The 20897-nt window shown below is 72.1% G+C and carries 17 protein-coding genes; 15 read left to right on the top strand and 2 right to left on the bottom strand.

The annotated features are described in order from the left end of the window. Positions 1–66: 66 nt before the first annotated feature. The 10 genes from QQX09_RS02180 to QQX09_RS02135 all read left to right on the top strand — a co-directional run bounded on the left by QQX09_RS02180 (position 67) and on the right by QQX09_RS02135 (position 10612). Positions 67–870, top strand: coding sequence for an SDR family oxidoreductase (locus QQX09_RS02180; protein ID WP_301131054.1), 804 nt, complete (start codon positions 67–69; stop codon positions 868–870). Continuing rightward, positions 867–2090, top strand: coding sequence for an acyl-CoA dehydrogenase family protein (locus QQX09_RS02175; RefSeq protein ID WP_301131053.1), 1224 nt, complete (start codon positions 867–869; stop codon positions 2088–2090). The genes QQX09_RS02180 and QQX09_RS02175 overlap by 4 nt, the downstream gene beginning before the upstream one ends. Further along, positions 2087–3184, top strand: coding sequence for a phosphotransferase family protein (locus QQX09_RS02170; RefSeq protein WP_301131052.1), 1098 nt, complete (start codon positions 2087–2089; stop codon positions 3182–3184). The genes QQX09_RS02175 and QQX09_RS02170 overlap by 4 nt, the downstream gene beginning before the upstream one ends. Then, positions 3181–3957, top strand: coding sequence for an electron transfer flavoprotein subunit beta/FixA family protein (locus QQX09_RS02165; RefSeq protein ID WP_301131051.1), 777 nt, complete (start codon positions 3181–3183; stop codon positions 3955–3957). Before QQX09_RS02170 ends, QQX09_RS02165 begins: the two co-directional genes overlap by 4 nt. A 10-nt stretch (positions 3958–3967) precedes the next feature. Further along, positions 3968–4942 (top strand): electron transfer flavoprotein subunit alpha/FixB family protein, encoded by a 975-nt coding sequence (locus QQX09_RS02160; protein ID WP_301131050.1) that lies wholly within the window; start codon positions 3968–3970, stop codon positions 4940–4942. After that, positions 4939–6201 carry a cytochrome b/b6 domain-containing protein gene (locus tag QQX09_RS02155; protein WP_301131049.1) on the top strand — a complete coding sequence of 421 codons (1263 nt, stop codon included), beginning with the start codon at positions 4939–4941 and terminating at the stop codon, positions 6199–6201. The genes QQX09_RS02160 and QQX09_RS02155 overlap by 4 nt, the downstream gene beginning before the upstream one ends. Positions 6202–6290: 89 nt before the next feature. Continuing rightward, the gene (locus QQX09_RS02150) at positions 6291–6953 is read left to right on the top strand and encodes a GntR family transcriptional regulator (RefSeq protein WP_301131048.1); all 663 of its coding nucleotides are present in this window, start codon (positions 6291–6293) and stop codon (positions 6951–6953) included. Further along, positions 6950–8482 carry an MmgE/PrpD family protein gene (locus tag QQX09_RS02145; RefSeq protein WP_301131047.1) on the top strand — a complete coding sequence of 511 codons (1533 nt, stop codon included), beginning with the start codon at positions 6950–6952 and terminating at the stop codon, positions 8480–8482. Before QQX09_RS02150 ends, QQX09_RS02145 begins: the two co-directional genes overlap by 4 nt. Positions 8483–8490: 8 nt before the next feature. Then, complete coding sequence (prpB, locus tag QQX09_RS02140; RefSeq protein WP_301131046.1) at positions 8491–9393, top strand: methylisocitrate lyase; 903 nt, start codon at positions 8491–8493, stop codon at positions 9391–9393. A 43-nt stretch (positions 9394–9436) separates the two neighbouring features. Beyond that, positions 9437–10612, top strand: a complete 1176-nt coding sequence (locus QQX09_RS02135) for a bifunctional 2-methylcitrate synthase/citrate synthase (RefSeq protein ID WP_301131045.1) — start codon at positions 9437–9439, stop codon at positions 10610–10612. 7 nt (positions 10613–10619) lie between these two features. On the opposite strand, the gene QQX09_RS02130 is transcribed toward QQX09_RS02135, so the two are convergent. Continuing rightward, a complete protein-coding gene (locus QQX09_RS02130; RefSeq protein WP_301131044.1) occupies positions 10620–11180 on the bottom strand; it encodes a TetR/AcrR family transcriptional regulator in 561 nt (186 codons plus the stop codon). A gap of 221 nt (positions 11181–11401) precedes the next feature. On the opposite strand from QQX09_RS02130, the gene QQX09_RS02125 reads away from it, so the two are divergent. Further along, a complete protein-coding gene (locus QQX09_RS02125) occupies positions 11402–12970 on the top strand; it encodes an MFS transporter (protein WP_301131043.1) in 1569 nt (522 codons plus the stop codon). Positions 12971–13024: 54 nt separating this feature from the next. On the opposite strand, the gene QQX09_RS02120 is transcribed toward QQX09_RS02125, so the two are convergent. After that, complete coding sequence (locus QQX09_RS02120) at positions 13025–15082, bottom strand: UvrD-helicase domain-containing protein (RefSeq protein WP_301131042.1); 2058 nt, start codon at positions 15080–15082, stop codon at positions 13025–13027. Positions 15083–15271: 189 nt separating this feature from the next. Between QQX09_RS02120 and QQX09_RS02115 the strand changes: the two genes are divergently transcribed. The 4 genes from QQX09_RS02115 (at position 15272) to QQX09_RS02100 (ending at position 20830) form a co-directional block, all read left to right on the top strand. Next, positions 15272–16612: a serine hydrolase domain-containing protein gene (locus QQX09_RS02115; protein WP_301131041.1), complete on the top strand. Its 1341-nt coding sequence runs from the start codon at positions 15272–15274 to the stop codon at positions 16610–16612. 420 nt (positions 16613–17032) lie between these two features. Further along, positions 17033–17797: a hypothetical protein gene (locus QQX09_RS02110; RefSeq protein WP_301131040.1), complete on the top strand. Its 765-nt coding sequence runs from the start codon at positions 17033–17035 to the stop codon at positions 17795–17797. 150 nt (positions 17798–17947) lie between these two features. Next, positions 17948–19639: a DUF262 domain-containing protein gene (locus QQX09_RS02105; RefSeq protein WP_301131039.1), complete on the top strand. Its 1692-nt coding sequence runs from the start codon at positions 17948–17950 to the stop codon at positions 19637–19639. A gap of 441 nt (positions 19640–20080) precedes the next feature. Beyond that, positions 20081–20830 carry an HNH endonuclease gene (locus tag QQX09_RS02100; protein ID WP_301131038.1) on the top strand — a complete coding sequence of 250 codons (750 nt, stop codon included), beginning with the start codon at positions 20081–20083 and terminating at the stop codon, positions 20828–20830. Positions 20831–20897 lie beyond the last annotated feature (67 nt).

Genomic DNA, 20897 nt, shown 5'->3' with positions numbered 1-20897 from the left:
AGATTCTTGCCATACTGAAGCCGTCGGTTTGAATGGCCGTTAAGCAACTGCGCAAGGGGGCGTGGGATGAGGCAGGGGACCGTGCGCGTCGCGGAGGACGCGGCGCCGAGCACCGTCGGACGCTATGCAGGCCGGGTGGCGATCGTCACCGGCGCGAGCCGCGGCATCGGCCGCGCGATCGCTCGGCGGCTCAGCGACGAGGGCGCGTCGGTGGTGCTCACCGCGCGCTCCGCGGAGGGCCTCGAGGACGCCGCGGGCGACCTCCCTCCCGACAGGGTGCGCACCGTCGCCGGGCGCGCGCAGGATCCGGCGCACCGCGAGGAGGCCGTCGCGACCGCGGTGCGCGAGTTCGGCGCGATCGACGTGCTCGTCAACAACGCCGGGATCAACCCCGTCTACGGCCCGCTCGCGGAGCTCGACGCGGAGGCCGCGCGCAAGGTGCTCGAGGTCAACGTGATCGGCACCCTCGCGTGGGTGCAGGAGGCGGTCCGCGCGGGCCTGGGCTCGCGTGCGGGCGCCGCGGTGCTCAACATGTCGTCCGTGACCGGCGCCGTGCCCTCCGAGGGGATCGGCTGGTACGGGGTGAGCAAGGCCGCGGTGTCGCACCTCACGGTGACGCTCGCCGCCGAGCTGGGCCCGCGCATCCGCGTCAACGCGCTCGCCCCGGCGGTGGTGCGGACGCAGTTCGCCCGCGCGCTCTACGAGGGCCGCGAGGACGAGGTCGCCGCCACGTACCCGATGCGCCGGCTCGGCGACCCGGAGGACGTCGCCGCCGCCGCGGCCTTCCTGTGCTCGGACGAGGCGGGATGGATCAGCGGGCAGGTGCTCACGCTCGACGGGGGGCTGCTCGCGGCCGGGGGCACGGCATGAGCGGGGCGGTCGAGGTCGCGCAGACCACCGCGGAGCTGGCCGCCCGCACGCGCCGGTTCGTGCGCGACGTCGTCGTCCCTGCCGAGCCGCCCGCGGGCAGCGCCCTCGACCCCGCGACGCGCCTCGACCTGCAGCGTCGGGCGCGCGAGGCGGGCGTCTTCGCCCCCCACGTGCCGGTCGAGCTCGGCGGGCTCGGGCTGCCGCTCGCGGACTGGTCTCCCGTGTTCCAGGAGGCCGGCTACTCGCCCATCGGGCCCGCGGTGCTCAACTGCATGGCGCCGGACGAGGGCAACATGCTGCTGCTCGAGCGCATCGCGACCCCGGAGCAGCGGGAGCGGTACCTCGCTCCGCTGGCCGCGGGCGACGTGCGCTCGTGCTTCGCCATGACCGAGCCGCATCCCGGAGCGGGGTCCGACCCCGGCGCGCTCGCGACCCTCGCGCACCGCATCGACGGCGGCTGGCTGCTCGAGGGGGAGAAGCGCTTCATCTCCGGCGCGGACGAGGCGGCCTTCGCGATCGTGATGGCGCGCACCCCCGAGCTGGGCGACGACGCCGCGACGATGCTCCTCGTCCCCATGGACGCCGCCGGCGTCGAGATCGGCCACGCCATCCGCACGCTCGAGACCGCGATCACCGGCGGCCACCCCCACGTGCGGTTCTCGCGCGTGCGGGTCGCCGACGAGGACGTCCTCGGCACCCCGGGTCAGGCCTTCCGTCACGCGCAGGCCAGGCTCGGGCCCGCGCGGCTCACCCACTGCATGCGCTGGCTGGGCCTCGCGCGGCGCGCGCAGGACACCGCCCTGGACCGCGTCCGCACCCGCGAGCTCTTCGGGTCGCCGCTCGGCGACCTGGGGATCGCCCAGGGCCTCCTCGCGGACTCCGAGATCGACATCGCCACCAGCGCCGCCGTCGTCGACTGGGCCGCGCGCACGCTGACGGACGATGCGCGGGCCGGCGCGACCGCATCGTCCGTCGCGAAGGTGCACGTGTCCGAGGCGGTGGGGCGCGTCATCGACCGTGCCGTGCAACTCTGCGGCGGGGACGGGGTCACCCTCGAGCTGCCGCTGCTGGCGTTCCTCAACGAGGTGCGCCCGTTCCGCGTGTACGACGGGTCGAGCGAGACGCACCGGTGGGCGATCGCCCGCCGCGCGGTCGCGCGCCGCCGCGCCGAGGTCGGCGCGGGCGAGGCCGTCCTCGACCGGGCCGAGGGGGCCCGATGACCGCGCACGCCGCCGCCCCGGGCGACGTCGACACGGTGCGCACCGCGGCGGAGGCGGCGGCGGCCGCGCGCCCGCCGCTGCTGGTGCTCGAGCCGCTCGAGGCGTACCTCGACGCGCAGGGCGTCCCGCCGGGCGAGCTGGCCTGGCGCCGCATCGGCGACGGTCAGGCCAACCTCACATACGAGCTGCGGCGCGGCGGCGACCGCCTGGTGCTGCGTCGCGGCCCGCGGCCGCCGTACCCGCCCTCGGCGCACGACATGGTGCGCGAGGCGCGCTTCCTCACCACGGTCGGGGCGGCGGGCATGCCCGTGCCGCGCGTGCGGGCGGTGTGCGAGGACGATGCGGTGCTCGGCGTGCCCTTCTACCTCATGGACCTCGTCGAGGGGGAGGTGGTGACCGGGAACCTGCCCGCGGGCTTCACCGAGGCCCCGGCACGGCGCGCGCTCGTCGAGGCCGCGGTCGACGCCCTCGCGGACCTGCACGCGGTCCCCCTCGAGGGCGACGTCGCGACGCTCGGCCGTCCGGCCGGCTACCTCGAGCGCCAGGTGCGCCGCTTCGCCCAGCTGTGGCCGCTCAACACGCGACGCGAGGTCCCCCTCGTCGAGCGCGTGGGGGAGCGGCTCGCGGCGACGATGCCCGCCCAGGCGCGCTCCAGCATCGTCCATGGCGACTACCGGCTGGGGAACCTCATGTACGCGACGCCCGGACGCGTCGCCGCGATCCTCGACTGGGAGATGGCCGCGCTCGGCGACCCGCTCGCGGACCTCGGCTACCTCGTCGCCACGTACTCGGAGGCCGGGACGCCCGCCACCCCCATGGACCTCACCCCGGTGACCGCGCTGCCGGGCTTCCCGACGCGGCGCGAGCTGGTCGAGCGCTACGCCGCGCGCACCGGCGCCGACGTGAGCGCGCTGCCCTGGTACGAGGCGCTCGCGCTGTGGAAGTCCGCGATCTTCTGCGAGGCGATGCACACGCGCTGGCTCGACGGCCAGCGCCCGGGGGACGACTTCGCGGCCGGCCTGGGCGAGGGCGTCCCCGCCCTCGCGGCCGCCGCCGACGCGGCGCTCGCGCGCCTGGAGGAGGGGAAGGCATGAGGATCCTGGTGCTCATCAAGGTGGTGCCGGACACGTACGGCGAGCGCACCCTGTCGCTCGAGACGGGGCTGGCCGACCGCACGCCCGAGGAGGCCGTCGTCGACGAGATCGACGAACGCGCGCTCGAGGTCGCGCTCGCGTACGCCGACGCGCACCCCGGCACCGAGGTGGTGGCGCTCGCGATGGCCCCCGCGCTCGCGCAGTCGAGCCTGCGCAAGGCCCTCGCGATGGGTGCGACGCACGCGGTGCAGGTGGTCGACGAGGCGCTCGTCGGCGCCGACATCATGCTGACGGCGGAGGTGCTCGCGGCCGCCGCCCGACGCGCGGGCTTCGACGTGGTGCTCGCCGGCAACGCGTCGACCGACGGCGTGGGCGGCGCGGTCCCGGCCGCGATGGCCGAGCTGCTCGCCGTGCCGTGTGCGACGTTCCTGGCGGAGGCGACGCTCGAGGAGGGGCGCGTGGCCGGCGTGCGGGCCTCCGACGGGGCCGCGGTCCGCATCGAGGCGCCCCTGCCCGCCGTCGTGTCCATCACCGAGGCGCTGCCCGATGCGCGCCTGCCCAACTTCAAGGGGATCATGGCCGCCAAGAAGAAGGAGATCGAGACCCTCACGCTCGCGGACCTGGGCGTGGACGCGGAGGACCCCGAGGCCGCGCGGTCGATCATGATCGCCGCGCGCGAGCGCCCGCCGCGGGCCGCCGGGGTGAAGATCGTCGACGCGGGGGACGCGGGCGCGAGGCTCGCCGACTTCCTCGTCGAGAACCGGCTGGCGTGAGGGGGCCGCGATGACCGAGATCCACGACCAGCCCGTCCTCGTGCTGCTCGACCGCGACGCCGCGGGCCGTCCGGCGTCCTCGTCCGCCGGCCTGCTGGGGGCCGCCGCGGGCATCGGCACGCCCGTCGCGCTCCTCGTCGGCGACGATGCGGACGCGCAGGTCGCGGCCGCGGCCTCCCTGGGTGCCGCCCGGGTGCTCACGGCGCCCGGGGGGTCCTGGGGCGTGGCCGCGGTGGACGCGCTCGAGGCCGCCGTCGCGCTGCTGGCGCCCGCCGCCGTGCTCGCGTCCCACTCCGTCGAGGGGCGCGAGATCGCCGCCCGCTTCGCCGCGCGCTCGCGGTCCGCGCTCGCGGTCGACGCCGTCGGCGTGTCGCGCGACGCCGAGGGCGTGGTCGCGCACCACAGCGTCTACGGCGGGGGCTTCCTCATCGACTCCGCGCCGACCTTCGGCGCCCCCGTCGTGACCCTGCGCCAGGGCGCGGTCGACGCTTGCGCCGACGCCGTCGCCGATCCGCCCGCGGAGGAGGTCGCCGTCGAGGGCTCCGGGCTGCCCGCGCTCACGGTGGTGGCCGTCGAGCCGGTCGCGACCACGTCCTCGCGGCCCGAGCTGCGAGGCGCGGCGAAGGTGGTCTCCGGCGGGCGCGGCGTCGGCTCCGCCGAGCAGTTCAGCCTGGTCGAGCGGCTCGCCGACGCGCTGGGAGCGGCCGTGGGCGCCTCGCGCGTCGCCGTCGACGAGGGCTTCGTCCCCGCGTCCTACCAGGTGGGACAGACCGGCGTGTCGGTGTCGCCCGACCTCTACGTCGCGCTCGGCATCTCGGGGGCCATCCAGCATCGCGCGGGCATGCAGACCTCGAAGACCATCGTCGTGGTGAACAAGGACGCCGACGCGCCGCTGTTCGAGATCGCGGACTTCGGGGTGGTAGGCGACCTCTTCACGGTGGTCCCGCAGCTCATCGACGCGCTCGAGGCGAGGAAGGGCTCGTGACGGCCGCCGTGCGGCGGGGCCTGCCCCGGACCCCCGGCGGCGAACCCTGGCCGCCGCCGCGCGCGGGCGAGCCGGCGAGCGCCGTCGCGCGGGACGATGCGGCTGTCGCCGTCGCGGAGGCCGCGCCCGCCGCCGTGGCCGCGGCGGCGGGCGAGGGCGCGGCGAGCCCCCGGGTCGTGGCCGCCGCGGGGACCGTCGCGCTGCGGCGAGGCCTGCCCCGCATGGCCGGCGGCGAGCCGTGGCCGCCCGCGGGGCTCGCGCCGGCACGCATCGTCGCGCCTCTCCCGCCCACCGAGGCCGCCCAGCCGGCACCCGAGGCCGCTGCTCCCGCCGCGTCCGACGCGGCCGCCGCACCGGAGCCTCGCCCGACCCCGCGGCGCATGGGGCGCGCCGGACGGCTGCTCGTCGGCGCCGGCGCGCTCACCGTGCTGTCGCTCGTCGTGGTGCTGATCGCCCGCTGGCTGGTCGGCCTGCCGGCCGTGGAGGGCTTCATCGAGGACTACCCGGGCACGTACGCGCTGCCCGAGGGGGCGCCCGTCGGCATCCCCGCCTGGCTGGCGTGGCAGCACTTCTTCAACGTGTTCCTCATCGCGCTCGTCCTGCGCACCGGCCTCGAGGTGCGGCTGCGGCAGCGCCCCACCGCGTTCTGGGCGCCGCGCTCCGATCCGCGCGCCCGGATCGGCCTCATGACCTGGACCCACCAGGCGCTCGACGTGCTGTGGGTGGCGAACGGTGCGGCGTACATCGTGCTGCTGTTCGCGACGGGGCAGTGGATGCGCATCGTGCCCACGAGCTGGAGCGTGTTCCCCAACGCGGTCTCCACCGGGCTCCAGTACGCCTCGCTGAACTGGCCCGTCGAGGACGGCTGGGCCTACTACAACGCGCTCCAGCAGCTCACCTACTTCGTCACGGTGTTCATCGCGGCGCCGCTCGCGATCGCCACCGGCATCCGGATGAGCCTCGCGTGGCGCGGCGGCGCGCGCTGGGACCGGATCTATCCCAAGTCGGTCGCGCGCGCGCTCCACTTCCCGGTGATGGTCTACTTCGTGCTGTTCGTCGTGGGTCACGTCGCGCTCGTGCTCGCGACCGGCGCGCGCCGCAACCTCAACCACATGTATGCCGCGAGCGACGGCGGCGGCTGGATCGGGCTCGTGATCTTCCTCGTGTCGGTGGTGGTGATCGCGGGCGCCGTCGCCGCCATGCGGCCGCTCCTGGTGGCGCCGGTCGCGCGGCTGTTCGGGACGGTGAGCGGACGATGACCGGCGCGCTGTGTATACAGAATGGATCCTCGGGTGCTACTTTCGCCATGGATGACGGTGTGATGTATGCACAACAGCGAGGAGGCGGCATGAGGACCAGCGAGCGCGTGTACGAGCTCCTCCGCGAGGAGATCCTCGACGGCACGCTCGCGCCGGGCGCGCCGCTCGCGGAGATCGAGCAGTCCGAGCGGCTGGGCGTGTCCCGCACGCCGCTGCGGGAGGCGCTGTCCCGGCTGCAGGGCGACGGGCTCGTCGCCGCACGCGGCGGCCGCGGGCTCGTGGTCGCGGGGCTGTCCCTGGACGACGTGCGCGACCTGTTCGAGATCCGCGCCGCGCTCGAGGTCAAGGCCGCGAGCCTCGCGGCGGAGCGTCGCGATCCCGCCGTCTTCGAGGCGCTGCGCGCGGAGGTGAGCGCGGCGGGGGAGGCCCTCGCCGCCGACGGCTCGCGCGCCGACTTCTACGCGCTCGTCGCGCGCATGGACGCGGCGATCGACCGGGCCGCCGCGAACCCCTACCTGCTCGCGGCGCTCCGCGGGGTGCGCGCGCACGTGGCCCGCCTGCGCCGCGTGTCGAGCGACGACGCCGCGCGGCTGCGCGACGCGACCCAGGAGCACCTCATGATCCTCGACGCGATCATCGAGGGCTCGCCCGCCATGGCCGCCCACGCGACCGAGCTGCACCTCCACCGCAGCCTCGCGAGCATCCTCCGCACCATCGACCGCCACCCCATCACCGAGGAGCACCGTCAGTGAAGACCTACTCCGTCCGCGCCCACACGTCCGCCGAGGCGCTGCCCCGCAGCGAGCAGCTCGCCTGGAGGATCGCGGAGGTCGCGACCGACCCCGTCGAGGTGGCGCCCGACGTCGCCGACATGGTGGTCAACCGCGTCATCGACAACGCCGCCGTCGCGGCCGCCTCCTACTCGCGGGAGGCTCCGTCCGCGGCGAGGGCGCAGGCGCTGGCGCACGGCGCATCGTCCGGCGGCGCCGGCGCGACCGTCTTCGGGGAGCCCACGAGCACGCGGGTGAGCGCGGAGTGGGCGGCGTGGGCCAACGGGGTCGCGGTCCGCGAGCTCGACTACCACGACACCTTCCTCGCGGCGGAGTACTCGCACCCCGGCGACAACATCCCGCCGCTCGTCGCGGTGGCGCAGCACGCCGCCGCCCGCGGGCTCACGGGCGCGGACCTGCTGCGCGGGATCGTCACCGGCTACGAGATCCAGATCGACCTCGTCAAGGCGATCAGCCTGCACCGCCACAAGATCGACCACGTCGCGCACCTGGGGCCGTCGGCCGCCGCCGGCATCGGCACGATGCTCGGGCTCGACGCCGAGACGATCTTCCAGGCGGTGGGCCAGGCGCTCCACACCACGACCGCGACGCGGCAGTCCCGCAAGGGCGAGATCTCGTCGTGGAAGGCGCACGCCCCGGCGCTGGCCGGCAAGCTCGCGGTCGAGGCCGTCGACCGCGCGATGCGGGGCGAGACCTCGCCGACGCCCATCTACGAGGGCGAGGACGGCGTGATCGCGTGGATGCTCGGCGGCTTCGACGACGAGTACCTCGTGCCGTTGCCCGAGCCGGGGGAGCCGCGCCGCGCGATCCTCGACTCGTACACGAAGGAGCACTCGGCGGAGTACCAGTCGCAGGCCTGGATCGACCTCGCGCGCCGCCTCCACCGCGAGCACCCGGAGATCGCCGATCCCGACCGCGTCGAGCGCATCGTGCTCGCGACCTCGCACCACACGCACTACGTCATCGGCTCGGGCTCCGGGGACCCGGAGAAGTACTCGCCGACGGCCAGCCGCGAGACGCTCGACCACTCGCTGCCCTACATCTTCACCGTCGCGCTCCAGGACGGCGCGTTCGACCACCGCGGCTCGTACGAGCCCGTCCGCGCGGCGCGTCCCGACACCGTTGCGCTGTGGCGGCGCATCGTCACCGCCGAGGACCCCGAGTGGACGCGCCGCTACCACTCGAACGACCCGGCCGAGAAGGCGTTCGGCGGGTCCATCGAGGTGACGTTCACGGACGGCTCCGTGTTCCGCGACGAGATCGCCGTCGCGGACGCCCACCCCCTGGGCGCGCGGCCGTTCGGACGCGCGGAGTACGTCCAGAAGTTCCGCACGCTCGCGGGCGGCGTGCTCGACGAGGCCGAGATCGACCGCTTCCTCGACGTCGCGCAGCGGCTGCCCGAGCTCGGCTCCGGCGAGCTGGGCGGGCTCACCTTCACCATGCCCGAGGCCGTGCGCACGGCCGCGCCCCGCCCGTCGGGCCTGCTCTAGGAGGCGCGATGCTCTACTCGACACTGTCGGTCGCCGCCAAGCGCGAGGCCTTCCGCGCGCGCCTCGCCAGCGGCGAGCTGCTGCGCATGCCGGGCGCCTTCAACCCGCTGTCCGCGCGCCTGATCGAGGCCCGCGGCTTCGAGGGCGTGTACATCTCCGGGGCCGTCATCTCGGCGGACCTCGGGCTGCCCGACATCGGGCTCACGACGCTCACCGAGGTCGCCGGCCGCGCGCGCCAGATTGCGCGCATGACCGACCTGCCCGCGCTCGTCGACGCCGACACCGGCTTCGGCGAGCCCATGAACGTCGGCCGCACGGTCCAGGAGATGGAGGACGCCGGCGTCGCCGGCCTGCACATCGAGGACCAGGTCAACCCGAAGCGCTGCGGCCACCTCGACGGCAAGGAGGTGGTCGACCGCGACACCGCGCTCAAGCGGATCCGTGCGGCGGTCGACGGGCGCCGCGACCCGAACCTCCTCATCATGGCGCGCACGGACATCCGCGGGGTCGAGGGCATGGACGCGGCCGTCACCCGTGCGCGCGAGCTCGTCGACGCGGGCGCGGACGCGATCTTCCCCGAGGCGATGGCCACCCTCGAGGAGTTCGAGGCGATGCGTCGCGCCGTCGACGTGCCGATCCTCGCGAACATGACCGAGTTCGGGAAGTCCGAGCTCTTCACGGTCGACAGGCTGCGCGACGCGGGCGTCAACCTCGTCATCTGGCCCGTGTCGCTGCTGCGTCTCGCGATGGGCGCGGCGGTCCGCGGACTCGAGACGCTCGAGCACGAGGGGGCGCTCACGTCGCGGCTGGGCGACATGCAGCACCGCGCGGACCTCTACGACCTCCTCGACTACGAGGGCTACGCGCACTTCGACGAGGACGTCTTCACCTTCACCGTCGCCCGGGACTGAGCCCCGCGGCCACCGCCACAGCCACCATCACAAAGGAGTGATCATGAGCGACAGCACCGAGATCAGGAAGGGACTCGTGGGCGTCGTCGCCGACACCACGGCCGTGTCCAAGGTCAACGTCGAGACGAACTCGCTGCTCTACCGGGGCTACCCGGTCCAGGAGCTCGCGGCCATGTGCTCGTTCGAGGAGGTGGTCAACCTCCTGTGGCGCGGGGACCTGGCGACGCCGGATGAGCTCGCGCGCAGCATCGCGCGCGAACGCTCGCACCGCGAGCTCGGGGACCGGCTCATGGGCGTGATCGAGAGGCTGCCCGACGAGTCGCATCCCATGGACGTCGTGAGGACCGCGGTGAGCGTCATGGGCGGCGAGGACCCGACGGCGTGGAGCGACGACCCGGAGGAGATCCGGGACAAGGCGCTGATCCTCATCGCGAAGATCCCGGCCGTCGTCGCCTACATCCAGCGCCACCGCCGCGGGCTGCCGATGATCGCGCCGCGGGACGACCTCGGCTACGCCGCGAACTTCCTATGGATGACGTTCGGCGAGGAGCCCCCCGAGGTGGTGCGCAAGGCCTTCGACGTCTCGATGACGCTCTACGCCGAGCACTCGTTCAACGCGTCGACCTTCACCGCGAGGGTGGTGACGTCGACGCTGTCCGACTACTACAGCGCGATCGTCGCGGCGATCGGCGCGCTCAAGGGCCCGCTCCACGGCGGCGCGAACGAGGCCGTCATGCGCACGTTCGACGAGATCGGCAGCGCGGACAACGTGGTGCCGTGGCTGGACGATGCGCTGGCGCACAAGCGCAAGATCATGGGCTTCGGCCACCGCGTCTACAAGCGCGGCGACTCCCGCGTGCCCACGATGAAGGCGGCGCTCGACACGCTCATCGCGCACTACGACCGGCCCGACATCGCGGCCCTCTACGACGCCCTGGAGGCCGAGTTCGTCGGCCGCAAGGGCATCTACCCCAACCTCGACTACCCGTCCGGTCCCGCGTATCACCTCATGGGCTTCGACACCGAGCTCTTCACGCCCATCTTCGTGGCCTCGCGCATCGCAGGGTGGACGGCGCACATCCAGGAGCAGCTCGCGCACAACGCGCTGATCCGGCCGCTCAGCCTGTACGACGGGCCCGCGGAGCGTCACATCGACGGCTACACCGCGGATGCGGCGTCCCTCGAGGCCGCGACCCGGCAGGAGGAGATGGCCGGGTAGGGGAGCGCTACGGCACCAGGTCGGCTGCGATCGCCTGCGCGGCCGCCTCGCGCTCGGCGGAGGTGCCGCCCAGGTCGCTGCCCGGCTTGTTCGCGACGAGCACGGTCATGATCGCCATCCGGATGCGCAGGCGGTCCTCGATCGACGCCTCCTCGGGCATCGCCGCCTCCCACAGCCGCACCTTGACGTCGTGGACGAGGCTCGTCGAGGCGAGGTTCTGGAGCGCGACCTCGTTCTGCTGGACGCAGCGCATCACGTCGCCGGGGACGCCGTGCGTGATGTCGCCGAGGCGACGGATCATCTCGAGGCGGCGCTCCCGGGTCGACGGTTCGGCGCGCATCCACACCACGAGCGCGTCGATCTCGGAGGATGCCTCCGCGAGCAGCGACTCGAGGATCTCCTCCTTGGACTTGAAGTGGTAGTACAGCGCGGCCTTCGTCACGCCCAGGTCCTCGGCGATCTCGCGCAACGACGTCTGGTCGTAGCCATTGGTGGTGAAGCGGTCGAGGGCGACGTCCCGGATGCGCTCGCGCGTGTCGCCGCGGCGGCGGGTGGCGGTCTCGGACATCGCTTCCTCTCTCGCGGATCTCGGATCGATCTCGGGAATCAACTTGACGGCCGGTCAGTTCCAGCATAGCGTCCTGTGTGTAACTTACCGGGCGGCTAGGAAGTTCCCCAGGAACCGCATCGTCCCGCCCGCGCCCCGTCCCCGTCGAGGGACCGGGGCATCCCGGCGACGCCGCCTCCCCGGAACCACCGCGCGCCCCGGCGCGGACACGAAAGGCATCCATGGACACCACACCCGACCCCCGCCGCTGGTGGGGCCTGGCCGCGATCGGCCTCGCACAGCTGATGGTCGTGCTCGACATGACCATCGTCAACATCGCGCTGCCCACCGCGCAGGCGGACCTCGGCATCTCCGACGCCGACCGCCAGTGGGTCATCACCGCGTACACGCTCGCCTTCGGGGGGCTCCTGCTGCTCGGCGGCCGCCTCGGCGACGTGTTCGGGCGCAAGCAGACCCTCATCGTCGGGCTCGTCGGCTTCGCGGTCGCGTCCGCCTTCGGCGGCGTCTCGCAGACCTTCGCGATGCTCATCATCGCCCGCGCCCTCCAGGGCGTGTTCGCCGCGCTCCTCGCGCCGGCGGCGCTGTCCATGCTCAACGTGACGTTCACCGACCCGAAGGAGCGGGCACGCGCGCTCGGCGTCTACGGCGCGATCGCGGGCGGCGGCGCCGCGCTCGGCCTCATCCTCGGCGGCACGCTCACCCAGTACCTCGACTGGCGCTGGACGCTCATGGTCAACGTGCCGATCGCGGTCGTCGCGGTCGTCGGCGCCACGCTGTTCCTGCACAACCACGGCACGGCCGGCGTGCGCACGCGGCTCGACATCCCGGGCGCGCTGCTCGCCACGGGCGGCGTGCTCGCGATCGTCTTCGCGCTGAGCGAGGCCGAGCAGCACGGCTGGGCCTCGACACTCGTCCTCACCATGTTCGCGCTCGGGGCCGTGCTGCTCACGGTGTTCGTGCTGGTGGAGCGTCGCACGCCCCACGCGCTCCTGCCGCTCCACCTGCTGCGCGACCGCAACCGGGTCGGCGCGCTCGCCGCGGTGGGTCTCACCCAGATCGGCATGTTCGGCGTCTTCCTGTTCCTCACCTACTACATGCAGGGGATCCAGGGGTACTCGCCCCTCAAGACCGGCGTCTCGTTCCTGCCCATGGTGCTGGGCATGATGACCGGCGCGGTCGGCATCTCCGCGCGCCTGCTGCCGCGCGTCGGACCTCGCCGACTCATGCTGCCCGGCATGCTCATCGCAGCCTCGGCGCTCACCTTCCTCACGCAGATCGACGTCGACTCGACCTACTGGCTCCACATCTTCCCGGGCCTCCTGCTCCTCGGGCTCGGCATGGGCATGACCTTCATGCCGTCGATGGCGACCGCGACCGGCGGCGTGCGCGGGACCGATGCGGGCGTCGTGTCCGCGACGCTCAACACCACCCAGCAGGTGGGCGGGTCGATCGGCATCGCGCTCCTCAACACTGTCGCGGCCACCGCCACGACGAGTTGGATCGCTGACCACGGCGGCGATACGCCCGCCCAGCTCGCCGACGCGACCGTCCACGGGTTCTCGACCGCCATGTGGATCTCTGTCGCAGCGGTGCTGCTCGCCGCCGCGACGGCCGCGCTGCTCGTGCGAAGCCCGATGCCGGGCGGCGCCCACGGCGCCGCCGTGCACGGCGAGGACCTCGAGCCCGCGGTGGCCGCCGTGGGCGAGCAGATCTCCGGCGCCGATGCGGCGGCCATCCCCGCCGCGACCGGCACCGCACGCGCCGACGAGGAGGGCGGCGCGCGCAGCTGAGGCGTCCGCCTCGGACCCTCCTGCGGGTTGCCCGCCTCGGTCGCCCGTCCCGTCTCAGGGGCGGGCGGCCTCCGTCGGGAGCGGCGCCGCGGCGTCGACCACCTCGACGTCCGGGTCCTCGAGCAGCTCGAGGACGAACGGCGACTCCCGGTGCCTCACGGTGAGGATCGTCACGGTCTGCCGCGCACGCGTGAGCGCGACGTAGAAGAGACGGCGCTCCTCGGCGTCGGGGTAGCCGTCGTCGGCGGCGATCGCGAGGCTCAGCACCGGGTCGTCGCCGATGGTCCCCGGGAAGCCGTAGCGGCCCCGGGTGACGTTCGGCAGGATCACGTGGTCCGCCTCGAGCCCCTTCGAGCGGTGGACGGTGCGGAAACGGACCTCGAGCCCGTCGAAGCGCCGGGTCGGCACGAGCTTCTGGTCGAAGCCGTAGCGCCCGAGCACGTCGACCGTCGCGCCGGGCGAGGCCCCGGCGAGCTCCTCCAGGCGCGCCTCGACCGCCCGCGCCAGGTCGCCCTTGCGCGCGACGCGCACCACCCTCACCGGCGCGCCGCCCGGTCCGCGCGCGGAGCGGACCGTCTTGGCGATCTGAGCGGGGTTGCGGGAGACGAACCGTCCCGCGACGTCGGCGGTGACCTGGGTGGTGCGGAACGTGGTCTGCAGGCGGCGGGTGAGCGCCGGGCCGAAGACGGTGCCGAAGTCCGTCATGACGGACAGGTCGGCGCCCGCGAACCGGTTGATGGCCTGCCAGTCGTCGCCGACGGCCAGCAGGTGCTTCCCCCGCCCCTGGAGGAGCGCCTTCATGAGCCGGGCGCGGGCGCGGCTGGTGTCCTGGAACTCGTCGACCATGACGAGGTCCCAGCGCGCGAGCGACGGGTCCGCCTCGAGCAGCTCGGCGGCGCGCACGAGCATGTCGTCGAAGTCGACCGTGCCCGTCGCGCGGAGCTCGGCGTCCCAGCGTGCGTGGACGCGCCAGCAGAGGTCCAGGAAGGCGCGCGTGCGGGCGGTGTCGAGCTCGGGGGTGCGCGCGAGCCGCCGCGCGACGTCCTCGCGGGTGAGCGCGTTCGCCTTGACGTGCGACATGAACGTGCGCACCAGCGGCGCGAGGTCCTTGTCGGGTTGCGCCGCCATCGCGCCGCTCGGGGCATCGGGCCCTGCGTCCGCGCGCACGGTCGCGATGAGCTCGCGGACCTTGTCGACGTCGCGGCCGCCCTCGACCCACGGCGCGATGCGCGGCGCTCGGCCCGTCGCCTCGCCGATGACCGCCCGTCCGAAGGCATGGAACGTGCTCGCGCGGATCCCCTCGGACGGGAGCCCGAGCGCGCCGAGGCGCGCGTCGACGCGGCCCCGCAGCTCGGTGGCGGCATCCGCGTTGAAGGCGAGCATGAGGATGCGGTCGGGGTCGACCAGGCCGCGCCGGACCGCGTACGCCGCTCGCGCGACCATCACCGACGTCTTGCCGGAGCCGGCGGCGGCGATCACCCGGACGCGGTTGTCGAACGTGACGACGGCGCGCGCCTGCTCGTCGGTGAGCGGCGTGCGCTCGACCGCGTCGAAGAAGGACCGGCCCGCGATGAGCTCGCGGCGCGCGATCTCGGCGTTGGCCGCCGCGACCCGGCCGCGGTGGTCCTGCGACAGGAAGTCCAGCGCGCGCCGCTCCGTCTCCGTGAGGTGGTGGTCGAGGCCGGCGCGCTCGGCGGCGGTGAGGGACGCCATCACATCGGCGTGGCGGGGGAGGCCCGCGAGGATCGCGGACGCATCGTCGTACGCGATCCAGCGCTGCAGGCGCACGCGGGTCGCGAGCAGGCGCTCGAAGACCGGCTCGCGCGCGGCGGCCGTCGCGACGGCCTCCCGGACCTTCGCGCGGGTGACGATGCGCGTGAGCGCGAGGTCGATCTCGCGGGCGGCCACGCGGTCCAGTCCCGGCAGGCGGAGCCGTCGCGTGCCGTCGACCGGCTCCAGGCGCAGGCAGCGCCGGAACCACCACCACGACACGCTCAGCCGTGCGGCGTCGCGCCCCGCGATCACCGCGGTGGAGCCGTCGACCGCGAGCGTGAGGCGGGATCCGTCGCGGGTGAGCGTCCACCCGGTCCGGCCGGTCCACCTCTGAGTCACGCGCCCATCCTGCCGTAGCCCGCCGACGGTCCGGGACCACCGCATCGTCCCCGCGGCGGCGGTCCGGGAGAGTCTCGCGCGTGCCGTAGTCTTGGGCCGCTCGATCGGCGCCCTCAGGGCGACCCGCCTCAACGAGGACGGCGGGAGCCGGGCGCGATCGGGTCGACTCCGAAGGGACCCCCGGCCTCCATGCCACGCCTCCGCACGATCGTTCTCGCCGCCGCCGCCACCGTCGCCGTCGGCATCACCGCCGCCTACTGGTACGAGCGGCCGTTGCTCGTCACGGGGACGGGCTACGCGGCGCACCACGCGTGCGCGCTCGAGGCGATCGCCGGGCGGGACGATGCGGCGGCCGACCTGCCGCCGAACCCCCTGGTTCCCGTGATGCGGACGTCGGTGGCCTCCGATGGTTCGGCCGCGACCGCGGGCGTGTTCGGCGTGCTCGCGGCCCAGGAGGCGTGGGCGACCGACGGGTACGGCTGCACGCTTGCGTCCGAGCGCCCAGCCGGCCTGCCCGAGCCGACCGACGTCTCGCCGGAGGGCAACCCCTACGCCGCCCTGCCGCTCGCCGCGGGCGACGATGCGGCGGTCGCCGACGCGCTGGCCTACGGCTTCGGCGACGACCTGGGCGAGGAGGCGCGCGCCGCCCTCGGGACGCGCGGCGTCGTGGTGCTCAAGGACGGCGAGCTGCTCGCCGAGCGCTACGCGGACGGCTTCGGCCCGGAGACGCCCCAGCTGGGCTGGTCGATGACCAAGAGCGTCACGAACCTGCTGGTCGGGCGGCTCGTCGAGCAGGGCGAGGTGTCGCTCGACGACGACCACCTGGTGCCCGGCTGGACCGACGCGCGCGCGTCCATCACCATCCGTCAGCTCATGCAGATGACGAGCGGGCTGACGTGGGACGAGACCTACGACCTCGGCACGCCCATCACCCCCATGCTCTACCTCGAGCCCGACATGGGCGCCTACGTCGCCGCGCAGGAGCTCGCGCACGAGCCCGGGTCGTATCTGCAGTACTCGAGCGGCTCGACGACCCTGCTGTGCGACGTCGTGACCGAGGGCCGCGGGGGAGCGGACCTGCCCCGCCGTGAGCTGTTCGCGCCCCTGGGGCTGGCGAGCGCGGTGATGGAGGCCGACGCGTCCGGCACGCCGGTGTGCGGCTCCTACATGTGGGCGACGCCGCGCGAGTGGGCGAGCATCGGGCAGCTGGTGCTGCAGGACGGCGTGTGGGACGGTGAGCGGCTCCTCCCCGAGGGGTGGATGGCGGAGTCCACGCGCCCGGTGGACGCCGAGGTGGAGCCAGGCTCGGACGGCTACGCCTCGGGCTGGTGGGCGAACACCCGCGCCGACGGGTCGGTCATCGACGAGGAGCTGCCCGCGGACACGTACTTCGCGTCGGGCCACGACGGCCAGAAGGTCGTCGTGGTGCCCTCCGAGGGCGTCGTGATCGCGCGGCTCGGCTTCACGCCGGAGGCCGACGACAACCGCATCGTCGCGATGGCCGCGCAGCTCGTGGCGGCGCTGCGGTAGGTCGCGCACGCCTGTCGGGCCCGGTCGCCGTCTCAGACCGTACCGATTGGTACCACTCGGCACGATCCGGGGCCGACTCGTCACGATTGGTACCAATCGTGACGGCGGTGGCGAGCCCGCCCGCCCGCCCGCCCGCCCGCCCGTCGCCGCATCGTCCCGTCGCTGCATCGTCCCTGGAAAGCGGAAGGCCCGCCGCCCCCAAACGGGACGACGGGCCTCCGACGAGCGCTACGACTCAGCAGTCGTAGTAGAGCTCGTAGTCGTGCTGTGTGCCTTGCTGTTGCCTGACTTTGCCAGTTGTTTCGATCTACGAGGTCTTATACGTGTGAGTGCTGACTGGTGTGTCTGGCAGATGACGGTGCTTGCGCGGCCAAATTGCGGCCACGCGATCGGTCGAGCCGGGCCTGCTAACTTTCATCCGTGAAACTCGACGACGCCAATGATCACGCAGCGCGCAGCTTCATGGAGCGGCCACCGGGGGGTGTTGGCTGGATCGGCTTGGCCCTGCTCGGCACTCCGCTCCTGTTGTTGACTGGAGACTTGCCCGGCGACCAGCCATACCTCGTCAGGCCCACACCGGGACTTGGGTTCGACTGGGTCGCAGGCGCTCTCGCCGTCGCCGGCATCTACCTCTTGCTTGTTGCGCTGAGCGGCCGGTGGTGGGTCTCTGAGCGTTGGATTCGCCCGGCTGACACTGCTGATGCTGCGACCGACACCGTGCCCGTGAACACCAGGTTGGTGGCGGCTGAGGTCGTTGCTGCGAGCAAGTCAGTATCCGACGACTCGACGCAGCCGGAAGCTCGTGCGACGACGGAAGCGGTTGAGAGCATGGCGCGTTTCCAGGTGAGGCTGCTCGCCGCGCCTCTATACGACGTGTTCAAGGACTCCGTGCAGAGGCTGCGCCAGTCGGACGTTGACTCGAATCGGAAGACGGCGCTCTTCTGGGACACGGTGCCGCTTCGTGCTCGTGTGGATGGACCCGAGCAATGGAAGATCCGGTGCAAGGATCTCGTGCCGAGTCGCGCGCTCGACGCAGCGCAGGAGGAATGGCGCCGGCAGCGCCCAGAGGACTTCTACGACTCGTTGGTGTTTGTCGCGAAAGCCGGGGAGAATCCCGAAAGTGACTGGATATTCAACCTCAACGGACCAGATCACAAGCCGGTCCAGATCCGAGTCACCGAATAGCGCTGCCAGCCTACGACGCTGGCGTTTGGCCGCAACGTCGCGCACAAGCTCCATCCGATTGGCGGAACCCGCGTTTCGGCTTGCCCCGGGAGGCGCGCGCACCACTAGCTTGTGGGTCAGACTCAACCAACGCGCGAATGGGGACGCACTATGACCTCGCCTGCCAGCCAGATTACGTTTGCTCTTGAGGGTGTCGCCACCGTTCTCCAGCAGAACTCACTTGGCGTGCCGATCTATCAACGTTCCTACTCATGGGGCAAGGACCAGATCTCCGACTACTGGGCGGATCTGCAGGCCGCGTTCCTCAAGGAGGGGACAGCGGAGTACTTCCTGGGGACGGTAGTGCTGACTTCGGAAGGGCAGGATGGGCGAGTCTCAGTCATCGACGGGCAGCAGCGCCTGGCAACCACGACCATCCTGTTGGCTGCGATCCGCGACGAGTACCGAGAGCGCGGTGACGATGCGCGGGCTGGAGTTGTTCAAACAGACTTCATTGCGCGTCTGAACCTGGGGACCGGTGAAGCGACCCCGCACCTCACGCTGAACAGCGACGACGACGCATACTTCCGGCAGGTTGTGGTTGAGGAGGGCGATCCAGACGCGGTTGAGCGAACGCGCGCGAGCCACCGCAAGCTTGCCCACGCGTACAAGACGCTGCGGTCCCGTGTCACCGAGACTGCGAATAGCGCCGGCGCCAATTGGATGCAGCACCTGTTCGCATGGGTCACGTTCCTCAAAGACAGGGTTCGCGTGATTCGCGTCTTGGTGCCCACCGAGGCCGATGCATTCCTAATCTTCGAGACTCTGAATGACCGCGGTGCCGACCTCACAATCGCGGATCTGCTCAAGAACTACCTGTTTGGCAGGGCTGGGAGCCGCCTCGACACGGTGCGCGACGGCTGGATGCAGACCCTTGGGGCGCTCGACCTCGCGAAGGAGGAGTCGCTTTTCACGGCGTTTCTGCGGCACTACTGGAGCTCGAGGTATGGCGCGACTAGAGAGCGCGAGCTCTACGCGAAGATCAAGGAGGAGATCACGGGAGAGGCGGGTGCCGTCGCCCTCGTGGCGGGCCTCCAGAAGGCGGCGGGCTTCTATGCGGCGATTCTGTCCACCGAGGACGACTTCTGGACGGGGTGGTCCTCCGGTGAACGGGCAAATGTCGAAACGCTCCTCAGACTCGACCTGGAGCAGCATCGGCCGTTGCTACTGGCCGCCATGCAGCACTTCACACAAACTGAACTCAAGGCGCTGTTGCGCGCGCTCGTCTCATGGTCCGTCCGGGGCCTCGTAGTCGGCGGCATCGGTGGCGGTACTACGGAGCGCGCGTACTGTGACGCTGCCGTGAAGATCCGTAGCGGCGAAATCAAGACTGTAGACGAGACTCGCGCTGAGCTCGCGAGCATCATCGCGTCAGATGACGAGTTCCGGGCCGCGTTCGCGAATGTGAGGGTTCCGCGCTCCGCGCTAGCACGGTACTACCTGGCGGCACTCGAGAAGGACGCCCGCGGCGACGCGGAGCCGGAGCTTGTGCCCAACTCAGATGAAGACCAGGTGAACCTCGAGCACGTGCTGCCAAAGAACTCGACCAGGTCAGAGTGGCCTGCCTTCACAGATGACAGCGCGAAGGCCTACGCGTTCAGACTTGGGAACATGGCGTTGCTGCAGAAAGGTCCGAACGGGCGCATCGGCAACAAGCCCTGGGGCGTCAAGCGGCCCGTCCTTGCCACGTCGCAGCTCTCATTGACGCAGGGAGCAGCGGAACACGCCGAGTGGGACGCCGCGACAATCGAGAGCCGGCAGGCAGAGTTCGCTGAGGCAGCCGTCTCGATCTGGCCCGCTTGACGATCATCGTTGAGGGCTCGGCGGTCGGAGCGGACGAACGGCGTGACCACGTCCTTGTCGCGCCCGCAACGCTCCGCCCAGCCGTTCCGGGACCCGACCAGCCCGCTACAAGCACTGCCGTGCTTCAACCTCGCTTCGGGCACGGCGGGAGCGGCGGGCAAGTGGTGGTCCACTATCGTCTAGGTGCGAGCCCTGGACACATGGGGGTGCTGAATGGCTCCGAGAGTCTTCTTCCAGCCAGCGGCTGACAAGAATGCTGCTGGCAACCTCGACCGGACCGTGTTTCGTCTCCAAGATCTCGAGTCGCTTGCTCTCCGCGGAGTGATCACTGAGGAACTTGCAGTGCGCTGGCAAGCTGAAGCCGGGAGCCGTCTTCTGGGCTTCTGGGGCACGCGTCGCAACCGACGGCCCACTTGGGAGCGGATGGACCCGGGGGATGTCGTGCTCTTCTTCGCCAAGGGCCAGATCTTCCAGCTAGGACGAGTAGTCGGTACCGCACATAGTCCGAAGCTCGCGGGAGAACTCTGGGGCAAGTCCGGTGGTGCGGAGTTCGAATTCATCTACGCTTTGCGCGCGCTCACCTATGTCGACCTCCAAATGGAGGCCGCACAGCGCGCTGCCGGGCTTCCGGCGACTTTCCAGGTGCGGACCCTTCACGACATCAAAGAGGGCAAGGAAGAGGGCGATCTGGGCCACAACGCGCGAGTGCTCGCTCTTCCAGAGCTCGCCGGGGCCTATCTGGCGAGCGACGACGAGCTCGCGCGGGTCCGGGCATTCCAAGCGCTGGGTCTTGGCCATTCTGCTCCGCGGAGCCGGGCAAGCTACAGGTTGGCCGTCGCGTCGCTTGAGCAGCGTTCGGACTCCGAGGCCTCAGCTACTGCCTCGACGACTCGTCGCTACAGGCGTTCGGCGGCCGTGCAGGCGATCGTGCTAGACCGCGCGAACGGCCAATGCGAGGGTATTGAGTGCGGAGGCATGCCCAGCGGGCTCAGTCGGTCGGGCCGGCCCTTCCTCGACGTCGATCACGCAGTCGACCTTGCTCTTGGTGGGCGTGACCATCCGAGCAACGCCGTGGCTCTCTGCCCCAACTGCCACGCGGTCAAGACGCGCGGTGTCGACGCCGAGCAACGAAGAGCCGCGTATGCGCGAAGAGCTATGGCGCTTCACGCGCGCGAAATGGGCCCCGCCTAGTGTGGACCGTGAAGAACCCGTAGGCGCGGCACCAGCTCGGTCGGCGGCTGGAACTTAGCCAGGTTCG

Origin of the sequence: Demequina litoralis (genome assembly GCF_030418455.1) — a bacterium.
Taxonomy (GTDB): domain Bacteria; phylum Actinomycetota; class Actinomycetes; order Actinomycetales; family Demequinaceae; genus Demequina; species Demequina litoralis.
Note: the sequence above shows the minus strand (reverse complement) of the source record. Positions and strands in the feature narration are given on the sequence as shown.

What these genes read in the sequence shown, in the direction of transcription:
- QQX09_RS02180 (WP_301131054.1), top strand. Translation starts at nt 67, where the DNA reads ATGAGGCAGGGGACCGTGCGCGTCGCGGAGGACGCGGCGCCGAGCACC.
- QQX09_RS02175 (WP_301131053.1), top strand. Translation starts at nt 867, where the DNA reads ATGAGCGGGGCGGTCGAGGTCGCGCAGACCACCGCGGAGCTGGCCGCC.
- QQX09_RS02170 (WP_301131052.1), top strand. Translation starts at nt 2,087, where the DNA reads ATGACCGCGCACGCCGCCGCCCCGGGCGACGTCGACACGGTGCGCACC.
- QQX09_RS02165 (WP_301131051.1), top strand. Translation starts at nt 3,181, where the DNA reads ATGAGGATCCTGGTGCTCATCAAGGTGGTGCCGGACACGTACGGCGAG.
- QQX09_RS02160 (WP_301131050.1), top strand. Translation starts at nt 3,968, where the DNA reads ATGACCGAGATCCACGACCAGCCCGTCCTCGTGCTGCTCGACCGCGAC.
- QQX09_RS02150 (WP_301131048.1), top strand. Translation starts at nt 6,291, where the DNA reads ATGAGGACCAGCGAGCGCGTGTACGAGCTCCTCCGCGAGGAGATCCTC.
- prpB (WP_301131046.1), top strand. Translation starts at nt 8,491, where the DNA reads ATGCTCTACTCGACACTGTCGGTCGCCGCCAAGCGCGAGGCCTTCCGC.
- QQX09_RS02135 (WP_301131045.1), top strand. Translation starts at nt 9,437, where the DNA reads ATGAGCGACAGCACCGAGATCAGGAAGGGACTCGTGGGCGTCGTCGCC.
- QQX09_RS02130 (WP_301131044.1), bottom strand. Translation starts at nt 11,180, where the DNA reads ATGTCCGAGACCGCCACCCGCCGCCGCGGCGACACGCGCGAGCGCATC.
- QQX09_RS02125 (WP_301131043.1), top strand. Translation starts at nt 11,402, where the DNA reads ATGGACACCACACCCGACCCCCGCCGCTGGTGGGGCCTGGCCGCGATC.
- QQX09_RS02115 (WP_301131041.1), top strand. Translation starts at nt 15,272, where the DNA reads ATGCCACGCCTCCGCACGATCGTTCTCGCCGCCGCCGCCACCGTCGCC.
- QQX09_RS02105 (WP_301131039.1), top strand. Translation starts at nt 17,948, where the DNA reads ATGACCTCGCCTGCCAGCCAGATTACGTTTGCTCTTGAGGGTGTCGCC.